The 19,887-nt window shown below is 61.5% G+C and carries 22 protein-coding genes and 2 pseudogenes; 10 read left to right on the top strand and 14 right to left on the bottom strand.

Annotated elements, in window-relative coordinates; translation table 11 throughout:
* From E3O19_RS04450 to E3O19_RS18765, 3 genes and pseudogenes are all read right to left on the bottom strand, one after another.
* Nucleotides 1-334: pseudogene (locus E3O19_RS04450) on the bottom strand (HTH domain-containing protein); the annotation flags it as partial.
* Nucleotides 335-586: 252 nt separating this feature from the next.
* A complete protein-coding gene (locus tag E3O19_RS04445) occupies nucleotides 587-1,864 on the bottom strand; it encodes a zinc-ribbon domain-containing protein (RefSeq protein ID WP_134565602.1) in 1,278 nt (425 codons plus the stop codon).
* 15 nt (nucleotides 1,865-1,879) lie between these two features.
* Nucleotides 1,880-2,047 (bottom strand): annotated as a pseudogene (locus tag E3O19_RS18765) (zinc-ribbon domain-containing protein); the annotation flags it as partial.
* A gap of 697 nt (nucleotides 2,048-2,744) precedes the next feature.
* On the opposite strand from E3O19_RS18765, the gene E3O19_RS04435 reads away from it, so the two are divergent.
* Together E3O19_RS04435 and E3O19_RS04430 are read left to right on the top strand one after the other, a co-directional pair.
* A complete protein-coding gene (locus tag E3O19_RS04435; RefSeq protein ID WP_134565600.1) occupies nucleotides 2,745-3,557 on the top strand; it encodes a hypothetical protein in 813 nt (270 codons plus the stop codon).
* Complete coding sequence (locus E3O19_RS04430; RefSeq protein ID WP_134565598.1) at nucleotides 3,554-5,125, top strand: YqaJ viral recombinase family protein; 1,572 nt, start codon at nucleotides 3,554-3,556, stop codon at nucleotides 5,123-5,125. The genes E3O19_RS04435 and E3O19_RS04430 overlap by 4 nt, the downstream gene beginning before the upstream one ends.
* Nucleotides 5,126-5,276: 151 nt before the next feature.
* Here E3O19_RS04430 and E3O19_RS04425 read toward each other — a convergent pair whose 3' ends face one another.
* From E3O19_RS04425 to E3O19_RS04395, 8 genes are all read right to left on the bottom strand, one after another.
* On the bottom strand, nucleotides 5,277-6,782 hold the full coding sequence (locus E3O19_RS04425; protein WP_166804453.1) for an NAD-dependent succinate-semialdehyde dehydrogenase: 1,506 nt from the start codon (nucleotides 6,780-6,782) through the stop codon (nucleotides 5,277-5,279).
* Nucleotides 6,779-6,928 carry a hypothetical protein gene (locus tag E3O19_RS17655; protein ID WP_166804452.1) on the bottom strand — a complete coding sequence of 50 codons (150 nt, stop codon included), beginning with the start codon at nucleotides 6,926-6,928 and terminating at the stop codon, nucleotides 6,779-6,781. Before E3O19_RS17655 ends, E3O19_RS04425 begins: the two co-directional genes overlap by 4 nt.
* On the bottom strand, nucleotides 6,925-7,932 hold the full coding sequence (locus E3O19_RS04420; RefSeq protein ID WP_241981184.1) for an NAD(P)-dependent oxidoreductase: 1,008 nt from the start codon (nucleotides 7,930-7,932) through the stop codon (nucleotides 6,925-6,927). The genes E3O19_RS17655 and E3O19_RS04420 overlap by 4 nt, the downstream gene beginning before the upstream one ends.
* A 107-nt stretch (nucleotides 7,933-8,039) precedes the next feature.
* Nucleotides 8,040-8,567 carry a formaldehyde-activating enzyme gene (fae, locus tag E3O19_RS04415; protein ID WP_134565597.1) on the bottom strand — a complete coding sequence of 176 codons (528 nt, stop codon included), beginning with the start codon at nucleotides 8,565-8,567 and terminating at the stop codon, nucleotides 8,040-8,042.
* The gene (locus E3O19_RS04410) at nucleotides 8,568-9,515 is read right to left on the bottom strand and encodes a glycine betaine ABC transporter substrate-binding protein (protein WP_134565595.1); all 948 of its coding nucleotides are present in this window, start codon (nucleotides 9,513-9,515) and stop codon (nucleotides 8,568-8,570) included. It abuts the gene before it with no gap.
* Between the two features lie 73 nt (nucleotides 9,516-9,588).
* Nucleotides 9,589-10,299 carry an ABC transporter permease gene (locus tag E3O19_RS04405; protein ID WP_241981183.1) on the bottom strand — a complete coding sequence of 237 codons (711 nt, stop codon included), beginning with the start codon at nucleotides 10,297-10,299 and terminating at the stop codon, nucleotides 9,589-9,591.
* A 77-nt stretch (nucleotides 10,300-10,376) separates the two neighbouring features.
* Nucleotides 10,377-11,438 carry an ABC transporter ATP-binding protein gene (locus E3O19_RS04400; protein WP_241981182.1) on the bottom strand — a complete coding sequence of 354 codons (1,062 nt, stop codon included), beginning with the start codon at nucleotides 11,436-11,438 and terminating at the stop codon, nucleotides 10,377-10,379.
* On the bottom strand, nucleotides 11,431-12,096 hold the full coding sequence (locus E3O19_RS04395; protein ID WP_241981181.1) for an ABC transporter permease: 666 nt from the start codon (nucleotides 12,094-12,096) through the stop codon (nucleotides 11,431-11,433). The genes E3O19_RS04400 and E3O19_RS04395 overlap by 8 nt, the downstream gene beginning before the upstream one ends.
* Before the next feature lie 148 nt (nucleotides 12,097-12,244).
* On the opposite strand from E3O19_RS04395, the gene E3O19_RS04390 reads away from it, so the two are divergent.
* The 4 genes from E3O19_RS04390 to E3O19_RS04375 all read left to right on the top strand — a co-directional run bounded on the left by E3O19_RS04390 (nucleotide 12,245) and on the right by E3O19_RS04375 (nucleotide 15,668).
* A complete protein-coding gene (locus tag E3O19_RS04390) occupies nucleotides 12,245-13,078 on the top strand; it encodes an IclR family transcriptional regulator (RefSeq protein WP_134565589.1) in 834 nt (277 codons plus the stop codon).
* Between the two features lie 316 nt (nucleotides 13,079-13,394).
* The gene (locus E3O19_RS04385; protein WP_134565587.1) at nucleotides 13,395-13,736 is read left to right on the top strand and encodes a hypothetical protein; all 342 of its coding nucleotides are present in this window, start codon (nucleotides 13,395-13,397) and stop codon (nucleotides 13,734-13,736) included.
* Nucleotides 13,737-13,794: 58 nt separating this feature from the next.
* Nucleotides 13,795-14,421, top strand: a complete 627-nt coding sequence (locus tag E3O19_RS04380; RefSeq protein ID WP_134565585.1) for a hypothetical protein — start codon at nucleotides 13,795-13,797, stop codon at nucleotides 14,419-14,421.
* Between the two features lie 881 nt (nucleotides 14,422-15,302).
* On the top strand, nucleotides 15,303-15,668 hold the full coding sequence (locus E3O19_RS04375; protein WP_134565583.1) for a hypothetical protein: 366 nt from the start codon (nucleotides 15,303-15,305) through the stop codon (nucleotides 15,666-15,668).
* A gap of 1 nt (nucleotide 15,669) precedes the next feature.
* On the opposite strand, the gene E3O19_RS04370 is transcribed toward E3O19_RS04375, so the two are convergent.
* Nucleotides 15,670-16,299: a helicase associated domain-containing protein gene (locus E3O19_RS04370; RefSeq protein WP_134565581.1), complete on the bottom strand. Its 630-nt coding sequence runs from the start codon at nucleotides 16,297-16,299 to the stop codon at nucleotides 15,670-15,672.
* Between the two features lie 191 nt (nucleotides 16,300-16,490).
* On the opposite strand from E3O19_RS04370, the gene E3O19_RS04365 reads away from it, so the two are divergent.
* Nucleotides 16,491-16,829: a hypothetical protein gene (locus tag E3O19_RS04365; protein ID WP_134565580.1), complete on the top strand. Its 339-nt coding sequence runs from the start codon at nucleotides 16,491-16,493 to the stop codon at nucleotides 16,827-16,829.
* Nucleotides 16,830-16,857: 28 nt separating this feature from the next.
* Here the strand turns inward: E3O19_RS04365 and E3O19_RS04360 are convergent, their stop codons facing one another.
* A complete protein-coding gene (locus E3O19_RS04360) occupies nucleotides 16,858-17,052 on the bottom strand; it encodes a hypothetical protein (protein WP_134565578.1) in 195 nt (64 codons plus the stop codon).
* 404 nt (nucleotides 17,053-17,456) lie between these two features.
* Here E3O19_RS04360 and E3O19_RS04355 point away from each other — a divergent pair, with 404 nt between their 5' ends.
* Nucleotides 17,457-18,074, top strand: a complete 618-nt coding sequence (locus E3O19_RS04355) for a site-specific integrase (RefSeq protein WP_134565576.1) — start codon at nucleotides 17,457-17,459, stop codon at nucleotides 18,072-18,074.
* A gap of 4 nt (nucleotides 18,075-18,078) precedes the next feature.
* On the opposite strand, the gene E3O19_RS04350 is transcribed toward E3O19_RS04355, so the two are convergent.
* The gene (locus E3O19_RS04350) at nucleotides 18,079-18,429 is read right to left on the bottom strand and encodes a helix-turn-helix domain-containing protein (protein WP_134565575.1); all 351 of its coding nucleotides are present in this window, start codon (nucleotides 18,427-18,429) and stop codon (nucleotides 18,079-18,081) included.
* Between the two features lie 69 nt (nucleotides 18,430-18,498).
* Between E3O19_RS04350 and E3O19_RS04345 the strand changes: the two genes are divergently transcribed.
* Both E3O19_RS04345 and E3O19_RS04340 read left to right on the top strand, forming a co-directional pair.
* A complete protein-coding gene (locus E3O19_RS04345; protein WP_134565573.1) occupies nucleotides 18,499-19,521 on the top strand; it encodes a site-specific integrase in 1,023 nt (340 codons plus the stop codon).
* Nucleotides 19,518-19,887 (top strand): hypothetical protein (locus E3O19_RS04340; RefSeq protein WP_198413848.1); only part of this gene is annotated, 370 nt, incomplete at its 3' end. The genes E3O19_RS04345 and E3O19_RS04340, both read left to right, overlap by 4 nt.

Raw genomic sequence — 19,887 nt, 5'->3', positions numbered from 1 at the left:
GCTGGGCGTTCCACTTCCTGACGAAGCGTTGCACCGGGGAGTAACTGCCGGTGTAGGTCTCCTCGGCGACGAGGCGGTCAAAGACCCGTTGGGCGGTGTGGCGTTGTTTGCGCGGCCGTCGCTGGTCCTCGCCTAACCACAGCTCAATCGTGGCTTCGAACCCGGTCAACACCGACCCGGCGGGCCGAGGCACGAGAGTCGGTGGCTTCGGCGAGTAGTCGTGTTGCCGGATATATTTCACTACCGCGTCGCGGCTGACGCCCAGCCGGCGGGCGATTTCACGGCCTGCAATTCCTTGGGCGTCGAGTGATCTGATATTTTCTTGCACGGACATGGGTACCGTCATCGGCTTCCTGGTTCCTTCCGGCGCGACCGCTTGGCAGTAGACACGCCGAATGGAACCTATCTGGGGGTGGCGGGCCCATGTCTCCAACACGCTGGAGAGGGCCCCAACCACCGGGTGATCTCAAACTCTGCGCATTCCCCAAATCCAACGTCGTGGAGGGGCATTGCCTGGCCTGATTTTTATCACTCTTTTGGCAGGAAACCAGCCGCTAACTTGGCCGGTTTCCTGTGCCGAAACGGCCTACAAAGAGTTGATCACACACAACTGGGCGAGGCGTTTCGTCCCGACGTTCGTGATGCCAACTTTGAACGCGTTGAAGCCGGGGTGTTCGAGGAAGTAGACGTATCCGGGGAGAGCGCGTTTGAACCCTCCGCCCTCGGAGCATGACGGGCAGTTCTGCCCGTGTGTCCTGTTGTTGACGGTCGATTCCCATTCGTGACCGAGCTCACATTGCCACCAGCGGATGCTGTTCGAATACTGGGATACGTGGGTCGCATGCATGGCGCCGTTCTTTGTCGGGTGCCAAGACGCTGCCACATCGGGCCGCTGCGTAACGAGGTCGTTAAAACCGGCCAAGACCCTGTGACCAGAGCAGATAGAACACCCCACGCCCTGACCGGTCCGGCTGGCGATGACTGCTTCCCACTCGTGACCACAAGTCCCGAGCCACCACGCCTTCGTACCGTTACTCACGGTGATGGTTTCGGGAGTGCGGCCGGCATTCTTGGTAGGGTGCCACTCAGAGGCGATGTCTGGGCGTGTGGTGGCAAGGTCGTTGAAACCCGCCAGTATGCGCTGCCCGGCACACGTCGGACAGCCCGTGTTCATCGAAGCGCGAGAGTTCCCCGTCGTCTCCCACTCGTGGCCGAGGCTGCATATCCACCAGAATTTCCGTGCCGCCCCGGCGACCACTGTCTCCGGGGTCATGGGGAAGTTACGCGTCGGGTGAAACTCCGCCGCCAATTCTGGCTTGGTCGTGAGCATGTCGTTATGGCCGGGCACCAACCCTTGTGACACCCGCGTCGGGTCAAACGGGCGGTGTTTCACTGGGTGACCTTCGGCACGCCGGAGCCTCTTCGCCGCCGCGTATTCCTCACCCCGCGGAATCTTGCAGACCGGGCAACCATTTCCGTTAGAACGGTTGTTGATGCTCGCGAGCCACTCGTGCCCTTCTGAACAGATCCACCACGCCTTCTTGTTGGCACCGGGCGCAACGGTTGACGGTAGGTAATTGTTCCGAGTTGGATGCCATTGCGCTGCGAGGATCGGGTTCCTTGTGGCGAGGTCGTTGAAGCCTGCGAGCAGCATTTGGCCCGCGCAGACAGGGCAGCCTGTTCCGTTGGTTCGCGAGCTGATAACGGTCAACCATTCGTGCCCATGGGAGTCGAGCCACCAGACCTTTTTGCCTGACCTCCGGGTAACCATGCTGGGCTTGAGGTCGCCGTTCTTGATCGGGTGCCATTCTCCAGCGACCAAAGGTTCAAGCGTGGCGAGGTCGTTGACGCCAATGACGATCACCTGCCCGGCACAAATCGGGCAGCCGGTCCCGCTATAACGGTTGCACGGCGCTGCGTCCCATTCGTGCCCGCAGGTCCCGAGCCACCAAACCTTCTTATTCGACCCTCGGGTCAGATTTTGGAATGAGACAGCGCCGTTCAGAGTCGGGTGAAACTGCTCTGCAAGATCGGGGCGGGAGTCTATGAGGAGAATTCCGTGCTGACCTGCACCATTGTCCGAGATGGCTTCAGCCTAGAGTCAGAACCAGCCTCCTCATTCGCTTGGGGGTGAATGACGGAAGCGTGGGCCCGCCCTCGACCGAAGTCTACTTCGACGTCAACCGGTCCCGTTCGACTTAGCCGAATTTGTCCGCATATTGACTCACGTAGCCGAACTGTTCTCGCTCTAGAAGGCGGTAAACGGAAGGAAAGTGGGAACCCCAGTGGAAGAAGTCCGCCAACATCATGGTGCTGTGGTGTGGCCACTTTGGATCCTTCGTAGGCGTTCGTAACCGAGCGCGTCGGAGTCGATGAGGCTGTCTGTGTACTCCCGCAGCGATTGTCCCTGTGCGAGGATCGCTTCCCGAACGGCATTCGAAACATAGTGCTGAATCAGCGCAGCCCTGAATCGTGGATCAGAAGCCAGCACACCCTCGGCCGGCTCAAGGCGCTCAGCTGAGAAGAACAAAGAAGTGACCGCGGTCGCAGACCCGTCCCTCCTCGACAAAGAGCGCATCGACGCAATCGAATCTCACGATGCGCGCCCAATGGCAGGCGATCCAAGCCGAGTCTGCCTCGGCCGATCGTGACCACAACGGGGTGCAAGGGTTGGCCCGAGCGAACATTTAGCCTGTGCGAGGCTAAGATTTGGTGCTCCTTGGCGCCAAGTAGCAGGGGGACCGATGAGCACTTCGGACTGGATCAATACCGTACTCGCGATGCTTGCTTTGGCCGGTGTGGCGGTTGCCATCTGGGCGGTCTTGCTCAGTGAGCACAGCACTAGATCTGCGTTCGGACTTGCCCGTCTTGACCTCGTTGCAGACCTCGCCGCAGATCTTGCTGGCAAGGTAGCCACGCTTGAGTCCGCGCTGAAGCCGCTTTCGCGACTGATCGACGAACAGGACCGCAAGCATGAATTCGCGGCCGAGTCTCAAGTGGGCGAGGTGGATCTGTTGCTTATCGAGAGAAGCCAAGAGGTGGAAAGAGCGCTTGGGCGCTTTCTTGCCGAGCAAGAAAGCGTTTCCCGCACGCACTTCAAACTGTTACTTGCCGTAGAGAGTCTTCCCGCGGAAGAACGAATCCGTCATTCTGCGGACATTAGCAATCAAGTCATGTGGTTGCGAGCGTGCATGCGGGGCATGTTCGGGTCGCTCGTCCACGAGTCGACCAGGCTCCCGGGGGCCGCTCAGAGGTCCAAGCACGAACTTCTCAAAGAGGTCAGACAGACCTATGCAGCCTTGAGCGAAGGCAAGGATGACGGCCGCGTGTTTGTGGCCAGAACCGAGAATTCGTTCAGTTGGGCTCACGGCAAGCCCAACGGAACGTTTCTCGGAATGGAACTGATTGGTGCAGCCGGTTGGGGCCTTCTTTATATCGTCAACGAGATCGGCCATTCATTGGAGTACAAACGGACTCACAGGCAATTCGTCATTCCCCTCACGCCAAAGAAGACACGCGAATTGGGTGACTCCCGAAAAGTGCCGTCCCGCTTGTGACACAACTGGAAAGCGATCTCCCCCCGAGGAGGGATCTGCAGCCCCGTATAAGTGGCAGGAGTTCGCCCCGATTCACTCTTTCCGATGACGGTGAGCCCATTGATTCGCAGGATCGGGCGCAGTGGCTGCTACGGAGAAGATCGGGCGTCACCGCCACAGACGTGAATCGACTCGTTCTCACCAATGGGAACAGAAGCGCCCAGTGGCACAACGTTCTCCGCGAGAAGCTAACGGGTGACGGTGGATACTGGTCCCCGTCATTTCAGCATGGCATCGACCGCGAACCCGTGATTGCTGCATGGGTACAGGAGAACTTCGCGATCACCCCAAACACTCGGCTGTTCCAAGGCGAGAACCCCCGTCACCTTGCGACCCCCGATGGCATCGGTGAGCGTGAAGTTTGCGAGATCAAGACCTCCTCCTTCCTGCTTAGCGCGACCTTGAACACCTATCGCGACCAGATGCAATGGCAGATGCACGTCACCGGCGCAGAGCGGTGTTTGTTCGTCGTCGAAGACCGTGACTCACTGACCATCGAACACCGTTGGGTTGACCGGGATACAACCCGCATCGGGATGCTCGTCGAGCGCGCCGATGAGTTCCTGCAGGAGCTGGACTCCGCCCTGTCTGGGCAGGCGTCGCCGGCAGGGTTCATCTACGGGATTGGGTGCAGATGTCACCCGGACGCCGGCGTCCGATACATAGGGAAAACCGACACAACAGTTGCTCGAAGATTCGCCCAACACACAATGGCGGCGGCATCCGGTGGCTCTGTGCCTCTATATCACTGGATGCGAGCACATGGGAAGGAAAACATCTACGTCGTTGAATTGGAGGCCGTCGATCAGGGCACCCGAATCCTTACGCGGGAGAGCCGGTGGATCGAGACTCTTCGCGGTCAAGGTGCCGATCTCTTGAACGTGGGCAACAATTGGACGCGCGGGGCCGATGGGATTCGGCGCGAATGGGAACCGCGAGATCTCGCTCGCTTTGCCGCCGGATCATGGCCGCGGTTTGCCCGAGCCTCTGACGGGAACCCAATGGACGCGCGCCACCGCAAAGAATGGTTGTTCGCCGGTATGAACGGCGTGACGGAGAGGGATGCGGCTGAAATGCTTTCCCCATCCCTACGTGCATCGCTCTTGCAACAGAAGCTCCGCAGCCTGTCCGGCGGCCCGACACCTTTGACGGGAGATGTGGACGTGAACCGGTTGATCCCGACGTGGGCGAAGGCGGAACATGGAATCGTCGCAAACGCAATGCTCTGCAGCGGCGAAAACCCTCGCCATGTAGCAACCCCAGACGGCATCGGCGAACGCGTCATCTGTGAGGTCATGACATCGGCGGTCTCTATCGACGCCCTCCTCAAAGCCCACGCGAGCCGGCTGCAGTGGCAACTGCACGTCACTTCCGCAGAGAGTCTGCTATTTCTCGTCCACTACAGTTACCCCACGGTCGAGCACATCTGGGTATTCCGCGACGAGTCCCACATCCAGAACCTCGCAGCCGCCGCAAACTCGTTCTTGCAGGATTTGGATTTGCATGCAGCGAAGTCCGGAACGGAATAGGTCGTCAGCGTCAAACTGCTGAAGCGGCGGCTTGAAACTCTTGCATGTGGGTGAGGATCGGCCCAAGGCAAGGGCTGGCGACTTGACATCCTTGCCGGGAGGCTCTTTCGAGAGCCTCCCGGCAAGAACGAAGAGCCTCGACTCCGCAGTGTCAGGCGTCGCCAAAGGGGTCAGCGATGCCCACGTAGCGGGTCTCAAGGTACTCGTCGATGCCTTCGAGGCCACCCTCGCGTCCAATTCCCGACTGCTTGACGCCACCGAAAGGCGCTGCAGGATTCGACACGATTCCCGTGTTGAGACCAAACATGCCAACTTCGAGTTCCTCCGAGAGACGGAATCCTCGGTAGAGGTCACGGGTGAAGGCGTACGCCACCAGCCCGAACTCGGTGTCGTTCGCCAGCTGAATCGCTTCGGCCTCAGTTGCAAACGTGGCGATCGGTGCGACAGGTCCGAATACCTCCTCGTGCATGATGCGGGCGTGCGGCGGGACGTTGGTGAGGACGGTGGGCTCATAGAAGTATCCGAGACCGTCGACGCTCTGGCCGCCCAGCGCGAGGGTTGCTCCAACATCGAGCGCATCGGTCACGAGTTCATGAACTTTGGTCCGGGTACCTTCGTCGACTAGCGGCCCGATTTTCGACGCGGGCTCAGTGCCCCGGGCGACTGTGTGAGCGCCCATCCGGTCGATCAGTTTTGCCGTGAATTCTTCGGCCACTGACTCGTGGACAAGAATACGATTCGCGGCGGTGCACGCCTCTCCCCCGTTGCGCATCTTGGCTAGCATCGCTCCGTCAACGGCCTTGTCGATGTCCGCGTCCTCAAACACAAGGAATGGGGCGTTGCCACCGAGCTCCATGGAGACACGCAGGACCTGATCCGCGGCGTCCTTGATGAGTCGGCGACCGACCCCAGTCGACCCAGTGAACGAGAGCTTACGAAGGCGCGCGTCTTTGATGAGGGGACCCGTCACAGCTCCCGGACTCGTCGTCTGAACCACGTTGAGGACTCCTGCCGGGAGTCCAGACTCCTGAAGCACCTCAGCGAACAGGAGTGCCGTGAGAGGGGTCAAGCCCGCGGGCTTGAGGACCATGGTGCACCCGGCGGCGATTGCGGGAGCAATTTTGCGTGTGGCCATGGCAAGCGGGAAATTCCACGGGGTGATGAAAAGGCAGGGCCCGACGGGTCGTTTGGTTACAAGAAGCCGGCTGTTGCCGTCTGGAGCAGTGGAGAACCGGCCAGCAATGCGCGCTGTTTCCTCGGAGAACCAACGCAGGAATTCTGCGCCGTATGCCACTTCTCCTCTGGCCTCCGCCAGGGGCTTACCCATTTCCAAGGTCATTAGGAGTGCAAAGTCGTCGGCACGTGCGGTGACTGCCTCGAATGCTGTGCGCAGGATTTCAGCTCGGAAGCGTGGTGCGGTCCGCGCCCAGTCCCTTTGGGCCGCGGCGGCCGCGGCCAGAGCCGCCTCGCCGTCCGCCGGTGTGGCGTCAGCGATTTTGAGTAGCACTTCTCCGGTGGAGGGGTCCTCCACGTTGAACGTGCCACCGTCGCTGGCGTCCCGCCATTTCCCCCCGATGAACAGGCCCGTGGGTACGCGGGCGAGAAGTGCGCGCTCGTCTTTGGCGGTGATGGTCATTGCTTCAGCGGTGATGGTCATTGCAACTCCATGAGGGTTGGCGCCGCGTGGACCGCGGACGGATGGATCTGGTCGGTCAGGTCGATGTTGCTGCGGACCTTTTCGGAGCTTGCGAGGACTGGCTTGGCGGTCTCTGGTGCGAGACTTCTCGTGAGCGGAGCTGTCATGCCAAGACTCGTTCGAGTCGGAGATCGGTGCCGATCAGGTCCTCATAGAGTTTGACTGGGGTCATTTCTCCGGCGTGGTCGCCGTATTGGGCGCGGGCCCGACGGTAGATCTGCTCGACCAAGCTGCTCAATTCGGCAGGCACGCCGACCGAGCGGGCGAGGTCGATCGAGAGGCCAAGGTCCTTGCAGGCAAGGGCGATAGCAAAACCCTCGTCATAGTCTCCGTCGTTGAGGATCGAGAGGACATCGTTCTGAATGAAGTTGCTGTTCGCCGGACTGGCGATCAGTGACTTGCGCAGTACGTCGAGGTCAACGCCTGCCTTCACCCCGATACTGAGCACTTCTGCAGTGGCGACCAAGTGCGAGAACCAGAGCTGGTTGATCATCAGTTTCACTGCGTACCCTGCTCCTGCGGCTCCGACGTGGAAGATGCGGTCGGGGTCGCCCATTGCGTTGAACACCGGCCGGAGTCGTTCTACGTCGGCGGTTTCTCCTCCGACGAAGATTTGGAGCATGCCGTTTGCCGCACCCACGGACATCCCGCTCACGGGGGCGTCCACGATATGCAGGTCCCGGGCCGAGTGCTCGGCACGGACGCGCTGCGCCACTTCCGGCACCGAGGTCGACATGTCGATCCACGTGCCGCCATCTGCGATGCCAGCGAGAATTCCTGTTCGCGAGTTCACCACCGTGTCGACGTGCCGGGGAGTTGGCAGCATCGTGATGACCACGTCACTTTGCGCGGCTACCTCAGCCGGTGTGCTCGCCCAAATTGCGCCGCCGGCAATGAGCTCAGCCGCTGATTCCTGACGAATATCGTTGACGACGAGGGCGAAACCGGCCTTTTGCAGGTTTCTCGTCATCCCTGAACCCATGTTGCCCAAGCCGATGAAACCGACTCGTGTTGTCGATGCTGAAGTCATTGGTCGCGCTTTCTCAATAGTTGTTTTTGGGCATGCCAGTCCGGCTGCCGGTACTACCAGCACAAATTTCGACCACGACATGCGTCGTGGGGAACGTGTTCGAAGGGTCGGGGGCGCACCAGCCTTAGTCGGCCGCTTTGTCAAGCGAGTCGACATCTCTGCAAGTCCGCCCCCGCAAGCGGGGCGCTTTAGGACAGGGTCGGCTGCTGCTCCCGAGCTGTGTAAAACGGATTGAAAGGCGCGTGCCGTGCCGCAATCACGTCATCAGTGCTGGGCAAAGACGCAGCCCCGTTGACGAGTGCGGTGTGGACCGAAAGGCGGTTATTTGCGTAGACCAGTTCCGCATCATCTGCCGCGGGGTTGACCCAGACCGCCGCAATGATCACGTTGGAGTCAGCCTGCTCCCGGGAAATGGTGCCGTCCGCGAGAGCCTCAGCTACTCCAGCTGCGATACCAGCTTGGGCGGGACCCCAGATGAGCAGTCCGTGTTCGTCGCTGGCCGGAGCTGACTTTGTGACGAAGAGCGTGAGGGGTTTGACGGGGAGCGACGGTCGCAGAACGGTGACGAAGGGGACATGCCCGGCACTCGGCGTTGCGAGTGCGGTGGCCCACGCCACTCCGGCGGGGCCGTCCCTGTGGCCGATGACCGTGTTGACATGCGCAGCGTTCACGCCTTCACCGATGAAGCTCTCGCCGATCTGGAGGGTCTGGGACATTTAGATCAGGCCTTCCGCGGTCAGCCAGTCATGAGCGATGGTCTTGGGGTCGTCTCCGTCGACATCCACCTTCGCGTTGAGGATCTGCATTTCCTTTGTGGTGAGCTTGTCTGACATCAACGCCATGACGCCAGCAATCCCCGGGTACTTGCTGAGGTCCTTTTCCTGCAGGGTGAACGCTCCCTGATAAACGGGGAAGAACTGCTTGTCATCCGCCATGACGGTCAGGCCCAAGGCCTTGATTCGGCCATCTGTCTGGAATACTTCGCCAAAGTTGCAGTCGTCGCCCTTCTGGGCGGCCGTGTAGGTGAGACCCAACTGGAGAAGTGCAACGTTCGAGTCGGGCACATCGATCCCGTACGTCTTCTTCAGCCCGGGCCAGCCGTCGTCCCGCGTCGAGAACTCGCTGTCGATGCAGAAGGTCTGCTCTTTGGCTGGGAGCTTGGCGATGTCACTCAGCGACTTGATGCCGAGTTTCTTGGCCTTGTCAGAGCGAATGGCGAACGCGTAGGTGTTGTTCAGGGGTGCCGGGTCAAGCCACGCAATACCGTTCTTGGCGTCAGCTTCCTTCGTGGCCGTGAACTGGGCTTCAGCGCCCTTCACCGGGATGGTGTTCTTGTTGTATGTGATCCAAGACGTGCCGGTGTACTCCCAGTAGCCCAGAAATTCTTTGCTTTCGAGCGCCGCACGAACATTGGACGATCCGGCGACCTGCGTGTTCGTGTCTGTCTTGGCTCCATGGGCGTTGAGCAGCTGGCTCGTGAGGTTCGCGAGGATGTACTGCTCGGAGAATTCCTTCGCACCGATCGTTCCGGTCAGTCCTTTGACTTCTGTGCCCTTAGCTCCTCCGCTGGACGCGGCGGCGCCTCCTCCGGCGGAACAGGCGCTGATCGTGAGCATGCCGACGGCCGCAAGAGCGAGCAACGACAGGGTGGTTACTTTCTTCATGAATACTCCTTGTAAATGGGCAGGGTGAGGCTGACTTGTGGTGCAGGGTGATTGGTACGAGGAAGTTCGGGCGCTATATTCCGCGGGGTCGTAGTAGGTCTTCGGCTACGCCGGCGATCCAGTCCAGCGAAAGTGCGATGCAGGCCACGAGGACGGCCCCAGTGATGAGGACGGGGAATCGCTGCAGCGTGAGTCCGTTGACGATCATGTCGCCCAGACCACCGGCATTGATGAACGTGGCGATAGTGGCGGCTCCGACCGAGAAGACGATTGACGTGCGCAGACCCGCCAAGATGACTGGCGCAGCAATCGGTAATTCGATTCGAAGAAGCACTTGATTCGGCGTCATTCCCATGCCCTTGGCCGATTCGCGCACGCCTTCGTCAACCTGCTGGAGCCCGGTCATCGTGTTGCTCAGCACGGGCAGGAATGAGTAGATGACAAGTGCGACCAGCGCGGTGCTGTAGCCCGTTTGCCAGAGAATGGCCAGCAGAATGATGACACCAACGGCGGGCGTGGCTTGACCGATATTCGCAATGCCCAGCACGGTTGCGCGGACGAGCCGCGATCTCGTTCGAGTGAGGGCGATCCCGGTCGGGATTGCGAGGACGGCAACGAGCGCTGAGGTCGCAATCGTGAGCCCGAGGTGCTCTCGAGTTCGTTCCACGATGTAGCCGACGTTCAGTGTCCGTTGCTCGATCGAGTCAAGGGTGAGACTCGACAACCAAATTAGGAGCACGCCGAGCACAAGGACGACCACGATCGGCGTCGTGAAGCGCTTCAAGGTGTGAAGGCTTCCCCGCCGACTCGACGTTTGGCTGTTGACAGTGGCGATACTTCTGGTCGCACTGATTGTCATGCTCAACGGCCCGCACCCGATGCTGATACGAGCCCAGCGCCCTGAACGTCCGGGATGTCCGCGCCCAAGACGGCAGAGATTCGCTCGACGGTGATCGATCCGATCGGCTTCTTTGCCGCGTTGACGACCATTAGCGCTGGCGCCCCGCTGAGCACAAGCGCGTCGAGAGCATCACGCAAACTATCAGCGATGCTCACCGTGATCGGGCCGGCTTCCGCATCGCCGATCGGCCCCAGCTTCGCCTCGGTGACAGGGATCAGCACGAGACGCTTGATCGCTGCACCGTGTCCGATGAAGGAGGAAACGTAGTCGTTGGCCGGTGCCGCCAAGATGTTCGCTGGCGTGTCGAACTGCTCGATCTGACTCCTTTCGCTCAACACCGCGATGCGGTCACCAAGCCTGACGGCCTCGTCAAAATCGTGCGTGACGAAGATGATCGTCTTGCCGAGTGACTCCTGCAGCCTCAAGAATTCAGCCTGGAGGCTTTCCCTAGTGATCGGGTCCGTCGCTCCGAAGGGCTCATCCATGAGCATCACGGGAGGGTCCGCGGCCAACGCGCGAGCCACGCCGACGCGTTGCTGCTGGCCGCCGGAAAGCTGCTTGGGATACCTGTGCGAGAATTTGGTCGGGTCGAGTTTGACGGTCTCGAGTAGTTCATCAACACGGGCGTTGATCCTGCTCTTGGTCCAACCGAGGAGTTTGGGCACGACCGCGATGTTCTCCGCGATGGTCATGTGGGGGAACAACCCGATTTGCTGGATGACGTAACCGATGTGGCGGCGCAGTTCGTTGGGGTCGAGCGAGAGGACATCGCGACCGTCGATGCGGATGGAACCACTCGTGGGCTCGATGATGCGGTTGATCATCTTCATGGTCGTTGTCTTCCCGCATCCGCTCGGGCCAACGAACATGATCAATTCGCCTGGCTCTGCGGTCATCGAGAAATTCTCGACGGCCGATGTGGGCTGGTGTGGGTAGGTTTTGGTGACCTGATCAAGAACGATCTGTGCTCCGCTGGTGTTGCGGGCGATCTGCAAGATGGCGGTGTCTTCTGGCTTATGCACGGAGTCCCCTTGAGGTGGTGTATCGAGCGATGAATACGAAGATGGCGTCGACGATGAGGGCCAAGATGACGATGCCGATGGTCCCTGTGAGCGCTAGGTTGAGGGCGTTTTTCGAGCCGAGCGAGGCCAAGCCCTTGAAGATGTACTGGCCAAGTCCGGGGCCGGCGACGTAGGCGGCGATCGCCGCAGTGCCGATCGTGAGTTGGGCCGCAACGCGCACGCCCGTCAGAATGATCGGCCAAGCCATAGGAAGCTGAACCCCGACAAGCACGCCGAGCGGGTTCATTCCCATGCCCTTTGCGGATTCCATGACTGCTGGAGGGACCGCGCGCAGCCCCACGACGGTGTTGCGCACGATGGGTAGGAGCGAGTAGAGAACGAGGGCGATGAGTGTCGGCACCCAACCGAGACCGAATGCCGGCACCAAGATCGCCAGCAAAGCCAACGAGGGAATAGTCAGGGCAACCCCAGCGGACGCGATCACAGCCGACCGGGGAACGGGCCGGTCCCAGACGAGCATTCCGACGCCCACGCCTATGACCACGGCAATCATCAAGGCGACCGCAACGACTGCGATGTGCTGAAACGCCATGTCGAGAATGTCGCCCGACCGCTGTTGCCAGAAAGTCAGTAGTCCGTCGAAATCTAGTTGGTTCACGACGCATGCCCCTTCACTCTTCATTGAGTTTGAGTTGTCGCCGGCCCGGAGGCCGGCGAGTAGTTCGAATAGCGCAACACTAGGGGAACGTTGTTTATTTGCGCAACCCCTGTTGTGTATATGGCAATTACTCATTAGCATGGGCTTTATGGTGACCACCGAAAACAAGCCGTCGACGCCTGACCCCCGCCGCAACTCGGCTGGCCTCAGGAGAGATCTAGAGATCCTCGAGACGCTAGCGACACCCGAGGCTCTGTCAGCCGGCGGGCTCGGAGTGCTCCAGCTTTCCGCCTTGGTCGGGCGCGACAAGGGCATGATCTCCCGGACTCTCGCGACGCTTGCCGAATCGGGTCTCATCTCGAGAGACCCGATTACACGGAACTACCGACTCGGTCACAAGCTTTTCGCGCTCGCAGCGCAGACTTTCGAATCACATCTGGTGCACGTTGCCCGGCCCTACCTGCGCCAGCTTGAGATCGCCACAGGTGAGACCACGCACCTGAGCGTGCTACGAGGTGGAAACGTTCTCACACTCGCAAGTCAGGAGAGTAACCAAGACATTCGCGGACGAAGTTGGGAAGGGATGACGACCGCGGCCTGGCAGACACCGTCCGGGCGCGTCCTACTGAGTGATTGGACAGACCAGGCGTTGCGCGAATGGTATGAAGTCCACCGTGATGATCCAGCTGTGCTCGGGGTCGCCCCGCAGGCCCTCCCAAACGGGAAGCCTTTAGTGAAGAACTTTGACAGCCTGAAGCACGAAATCAACCGCGTCCGTAGACAGGGCTTTGCCGTGGTTGATGAGGAGTTCGAGCTAGGCGTGGTCGCTGTGTCCGTACCCGTATTTGACTCACGGAAGAGCATAATCGCCGCCCTCAACGTGAGCGCACCGAAGTCACGATTTGGCTCGCGCCTCGGCGAGGCCGGCAAGATCACTGTCCGCGTCGCCGCCGAAATATCCGCGAGCCTCACCGACTGGTAACCGGAGGGTTGATGTTTCGCGCCGTTGGCATTGGCCAGACGCACCACCCCCCACACAGGCCGACGGGGCATTCCTCCGATTCTTGACAAGCTCCATCGAGGCAATGCGCGATGGCGGAGGGGCAGATTCCCAAGCGCTGTGCGCCATCTTTCGTGCTTCCAGACCGTATTCCAGCCCGGGACCGGCTCCGGACGCGGCGGGCTACCCTGGGCGTCAAGAAGCCTGCCAAGGCCCCGTCGGTGAGGAGCCGTGTTAGAGATCCGACGCAATCCCCGGGTGTTGAGCGAGTGGTCTGATGGAACACCGGCCTGCGACCATGGTTGAGAATTCACGGCAATGGCCGCCCAAGTCTTACCGCTCGCGCGAGGCGGCCGAAGAATGGCTGCCGAAAGCCCGAGCCATCCTCAAAGAGATAGAGCGGCGAGTCCCGGCCGGCCAGTTCGGCATCAAGGAGGAGACGCTCTTCGTGGGCACTCTCGTACCCGAAATCGTGGCGTGCGTTGCAGTAATCCTCGTTGGCATCCCCAGGCAGCTCACTGCCCTAGAGTTCCACGTCGACGGCGACATCGAAACGACTGCAGCCCTACAGGCTCAGAGGCTCCTGCAGTGGCGCGCGCGCGTAGAGGCGGAGATCGCAAGACCCAAAGCAAGAAACTAAAGCACGACCTCACAGCGGACAGCCTCAACGAGGTCTGACCGCGGAAGGAATATCAAAGATGGACGAGTGGACCCGCGTGGATGTGTTGGTCGCCGAAGGCGAACGAGTCAGTGTGCGAGTTCCGGAGGCCGGCCCGGGTCCGCTGCCGAACGACGTCACCGTGGTCATTTCTCGGATGGGGGGCCTCCCTGCCGTCTTTCTTCAACAGGGCGGGGAGGTGGTCGAGACCTTTTTTGAACTAGGGTCAGCCTCGATCAAGCAAACGTGCACCAGCGGTGCATCATCGGAGCTCGTGCTCCGTGGCCGGCAAACTCTCCTCCGCCTGACGTGTCTCCTCGTGCAGACCGCTGACGGCGCGGTCGAGGATGGAACGAGTCTCTTGTTCGATCGGCTTGCGTCCGGTCGCGAGCCGATGTCCTTGGGTGTTGCCATGGACGCGTTGCGAGCCCAGATCGGGCGGATCGTCTGGTCAACGGGGATTTCTGCGCTATTTCTGATAGACGACGCGGACGGACCTGTGATCGCGTACGTCACGGAAGGCCGTGCGCCGCTGAGGTTCGGAGGCTTCAAGGAAGCAGCGAGACTTAGCGCGATCACCGGGCAAGATTTCCGGTGGGAACCGCGCTACGCGGGCAGGGTGGACAAGTTCCCGGATGCGGCACTGGTCTGGGTCAATCGGTGGTGAGAAGTACCGTGACGCATGGCGGCGACCAGCACGCCGTACCGCACCGCACCGCACCGCACCGACGCGATTGCGAGTGCGAGCGTGTGTGGGCCGCGGAGGGCCGCACCCAGTCCTATGGTTCGCGGCAGGTCGAGGTCTGGAGTTCCGAGCTTCGTCCTCAGCGACGCAGTGAAACGTCCCGGCGTGACCGTCGTCCCTACGGCGCGGGAACCTTGGAGGAGTAGCGCCCGCTCCTCGTGCTGGCTTCGAAGCAACTCGATGAGCGCATCGCGGCCTGCGAGCTTCGACCGCCCGATGCCGAACCCGGAGGGGTCAGTGGTCCTGGGCGTTTAGACTCCTCTTTGGGCCTTTAGACTTTTAGACTCCCTTTAGACTGCCGCGGTTTATCGTGATGCGGCCTGCGTGCGGCACCGCAATGTCAGTCCATTTTGTCGGCATGAACTGGGCACCCGGCCCTGTGCAACATTCTGCGGCGCGCTACCCCACTCGGCCGCAAGGGCCATATCCGACCTCTACCCGGTCGCGTGTATCCAGACCATGGGTGACACCTGCCTCAGCCAACGTTCAGCGAGCACGCGGAGACGACTTCGCCTCGGCCGGAAGAAGACAGAGATCATGACCGCAAACGCCGCAACAGACTCTCGACGCCGCATTTCGAGGGGCGCCACCCCTGTTGAATCAATCCCGACCCAGAAGGCCAAACTGGTGAGCAGGAGCGACGACAGCGAATCGTAGGCGGGACCGCCGCACCTGATACTTCTCCCGTCGCGCAGTAGATCCTTGGGTTGGCCAGATGGAGTCTTCCCGCAGAGGTGCATGCCCGCACGGGACCAGGCGCCCCCGGTCCGCGATACTCTCGCGTCACCAACGTGAGGAGACGCGTGGAATCGCTCGATGGCATCAGCGAAGGCTGCTATTTGGTCACCACGGCATCAGGAACCCAGTATGAAGTTGATCTAGACCAGCACACCCTGGCCCGACGACCCGATCATGGTGCTGACAAGCCGAACCAGCTCAGGCGCGATCATGAACGGGTTTCACTGCTCGCCGTAAAGTCCTGCTGGATCGGTGAACCCGCGGTGTTCCTGATAGATCTTCGGCTCCGCGGCGTGGTGTTCACTGCCCGAAGGACGACCGTAGTGCGGAGCATCGAAGTGCTCCCCCCGCAATTCGACAACATGGTTCTCGGCGCGGAGTTTGATGCGCTGATCACCGGCTGGGACGAGCTACCGCCTGCGACCGGGTGAGTCAGGCGCCCCCTCTCCCCCACACCCAGATCTGGAGCTGTTCTAGTCTGCGGATTCGGCGCGGCGACAGCGTTGCCGCGAGGTACGCGGCGCGTTGTGTTGCGCCCCATCCGGCAAGGCTCTTCTCCGTCCCATCCTCGCTCCGATACCGAGGAGCCCGACGATGAACTTCGATAAACGAACGGTAGTCCTCAAGCCGCCGGTCCCAATTCGATTCCCGCGGGTGCTCACGGTAGCCGGGGATGCAGGCGAGTCGCCGTCGCTGGTAATCGCACAGCCGTCCGGTACTGGCGGCGCGGCCCTGTCGGTAGCGCACCCACTCGGCGAGGTCCCACTCGTCCCGATCGATGTCCTCGCCTGCCAGCCTGTTGTTCTGACGGGGCAGTCGACCGTTCGCGGCGACGAAGCTCTCAACCTTCTGAACGAACCAGATCCACTTCACGATCTGGTTACTGCTTCCCGCGAACGCTCGCGGATCCTCGATGAATGCCAGCTCTGCGCGATAGAAAGTGATTGATCGAGCCTGATCGCCGCTGAGTGACCGCTTCCCGGCCAGCGAGAGAACAGCGTATTCGGCGTGGAGCGCCTGAAGCCCTGTTGAGAGTTGCATGGGTGCCTTCCCGACCCGCAATTTGCGGCGTCGAAAGACCTATGCGCGGCAGCGCCCCTGAGGTTTTCTCACTGATGCATTCCTGCACGGGACCGGATCGATACGGATGTCGCTACGGTCGCGCCATCGCAGCAAATGAGACGGACCGGCTCGTCAGTCTCGGTACTGGATAGTGCTGCCGCGCACGTCACACCCAAAGTGGAGGAATCCCGATGCCCGATCACAACAAGGACGCTCAGTGCGTCGAAGAGCTCCGGCTGGACTCGACGGGGGTTTGGCGGATAACTACCGTCGGCTCCACGCACGTCCTAGACCTAGTCGATGGAACAGCCACCCGCATCCCGGGGCCGGAAGCGGCGATTTCGGTCAATGACTGCTGTCGCCCGCTGCGCACCTTGGACAGGTGCCGGGTCGGTGAGCGCGGCCGATGGACGATGCAGTCCGACGACTGGTCAGTCGATTACTACTGGCAGGTGACGTCCACGATTCTCCGGATTCAGGAGGTGATCCCGGGTGGAGGCGACGAATGCGCGGCGGCGGGCAACGTGTAGCCGGTTTGCCCAGCCCGGGGAACTGTCGTCAGGTAGGGAACTCCCCCATGTCGGCCGCCGGCAGTGTCGCCGCAAAGCGGTCAGTGGAATCTGTTGGCGTTTCAGTGCGAGTGAAGCCGCTGATACCGCCCAGCAGACGGTCCGCCGCTGCGACGTCTTCCAGGCGCAAGATGACTTCGCCGCGCAGCATCTTCACGAGCCTGTAGTAGCCGATCCCGGCCATCTGCGCGTAGACCTTGGTGCTGGACAGACCTCGCCCTTTGACCTGCGACGGGCAAGGTCGGGTCATGATCCGGAGATGCGCTGATGCCGGTTGACGGGGACGGGGACGGGGACGGGGACGGGGACGCCAACTATCAGCCACAGCATGCCGCACCGTACTGGGCTCACCTCGGCGAATTCGTCCGTCGGTCTGTCGAAGATGCAGCTCCCCGAACCGCATATTCAGCCAAGGCGCTGTTCGCCGCGGCAACGCCACTGACATTGTGGGCGTGGCAGTCTGCAGCCATGCCGCTCGAACGAGACGTTATCTTCTCGTTGAGCACAATCGAACGGTTCATCGCAGTTGGGCTTCCTCAGTATCGGAGCGACTCGGGCCGCAACACGATTCGGTCGAGACTCCTGCGCATGTCAGACGCCCTTATCGGTCCACCCGTGGCCCCGCCAGAGTTGAGGCCGCTCGGTCAGTCCGCCCCGTCTGCCCCTTACTCTGGGCAGGAAATCATCGCGCTGAAAAGCTGGGCGATCGCCCAGTCCACCGCCCAACGAAAATGGAACGCCGAAGCCCTCTTGTCCCTTGGCCTTGGCGCCGGCCTCGCCGGGCGCGAAATCATCAACCTTACGGTTGCCGATATTCGTTCCGATGATTGCGGCGTTGTCGTCGCCGTCCGCGGTGAACGTCCCAGACAGGTACCCGTCCTACGCGAATGGGAACGCGCCCTGATCGTCGGTATGCGACCTGAAGGCGGGAGTTGGCTATTCCACGAGAATCGAGAATCCGCCAATCGGAACCTGATCACGGACTTCGTCTCCCGCTCCACGGGCAAGATCCAACTCCAAACGCGCCGGATGCATTCCACCTGGATTGTGCAGCACCTCGAAGCCGGTACCCCCCTCGTGCCGCTCATGCGGGCGGCCGGATTGGCATCCCCCGAAGCATTGGTCCGGTTCCTCCGGTTCGTCAGGGAACCCAATGAGCGAGGCAGCAGAAACGCGCTTCGAGATGCGGCCGCCGAGCCGCGCTGATCTCTCAGCGACCAGTGCCGTTGCCCCCCGGGATGCGCGGACGGGAGCCCAAGAGGAGATTCCGCTCGGCGTTGATGATGTCTTCGACTCGCATAATGATGTCTCCGCGCAGGATTCTGCCGAGCCGGGCGTAGTCGATCCCGACTTTGTCCGCGTACTGCATGGCGGTGAGCTTGTCTTCTACCAGCGCCGCCCGGATCTTGCGCGCCTGCGCATGCTGCCACCGCGCCGCACCAAGCTGATCAAGGGCCGTACCGGAGAGCCCTTCGCCCTGTCGCCACGCAACTGGCCGGTCCTTGCCAAAGTAATGAGGCGGCTCGCAGTAGTCACGAGGACGAAATCGCGGATCGGTCACGACACCACACTCTCTTCGAAAATTTACCCTATTAGGGTAGATCTTACGCTCTGCCCCAGGTTTGGGCGCATGTACGAATCACGTGACCGTCTCCGTGAACTCCCTCGCCCCCTCTCCTTCCCGCCCCAGCGCGTGCTCAGTCTTTCCCGTGCAGGGACAACGGGAGTGACCGTGGCCAGCCCGCCGGTGGTGGCACGGGTCATTGACGGCTACGCGGCCGCTGTGCCCGAGGCCCATTGGGCGGCCATCGGAACGTTCGTCCGCGACTGCGTGACGGACCTCGCGCCCCAGACCGCTGGAGTCGCGCGCAACTATCTCGCCGCCACGGCCAAGTTCGCACACTGGCTGTGGCAAACCGTATGCGCAACCCTCGACCCCCAGACGGTCTTCCGACCCGCTCTGATCAACCGGTTCATGCAGGAGGTCATGAGCGCCCACAGCTCGACCTACCAGTACCAAACGACCCAGCGTCTGAACATCATGGCCGCCCACTTCACCCAGACCGTGCCCGCCCGCCTTAATCTGAAAGACCCGCGCGCAGTCAACCCCTACACGGACCGGGACCTCATTTCGTTTCGAAGCTCGGCCGCGCGCCGGAACAACCTGGCGCGGCGAAGAAACGCACACGTGCTCCTCGCGCTCGGCGCCGGTGCCGGCCTCCGAGCGGAGGAAATCGCCACTGCCCGGGTCGGTGACGTCTCCATCGACGCTGACGGCGTGACCGTCGCCGTGCACGGGAAACAGCCACGCCTGGTCCCCCTGCATAGACAGTGGGTGACCACACTTACACTCTCCCTCGCCGACCGACCCGCCCAGGAATTCGCCTTCTCAGGATACCGGCCGCCCGGCTACCCGGCCCGCGTCATCCATCAACTCGGAATCGACGACCCCGACGAGCAAACCCCCTCCGCGACCAGACTGCGCGCCACCTGGATCGTGCTCCAACTCAATGCCGGAGTGCCCCTGGACCTACTGCTCAACATCGCGGGCCTGAACAGCCCCACGTCCCTCGCGCCCTACGTGCGCGTTATGAACCGCCACGACTTGGTCGACTACCGCAACATCACCACCGGACACGAGAACGCCCGATGAGCGCCGTGACAGACGCTCCCCTCGAAGCGGACGACACGGACAACGAATTCGAGCATCTCCTCGACGACGCCATCGGCACCACCTCCGGGCGGACTTCCAAGTTCGACATCGGCGATGTGACGAAGGCGGCGAAGATGATCGACGAGTCACACGTCGTCGAACGAGTGGTGGCCTGGCGGCAGAAGGACCGGGCCGGGAAGCATCCCGGCGGCCGCCCCCCGATTGTCGACGACCGCGTCATCCTCGTCGTCCTGCTCCTGCTCGCGCGCGAGCACGCCCCCCTGTTCGCCAGGGAAATGGGTAACGTGCTGCACCAGCGCCTCACCACCGAAGCCCGTACCTTCCTCGGGCTGCCGGATACCCTGC

Source organism: Cryobacterium algoritolerans, assembly GCF_004402785.1.
Lineage (GTDB): Bacteria > Actinomycetota > Actinomycetes > Actinomycetales > Microbacteriaceae > Cryobacterium > Cryobacterium algoritolerans.
This window is presented reverse-complemented; position numbering and strand designations above follow the sequence as displayed.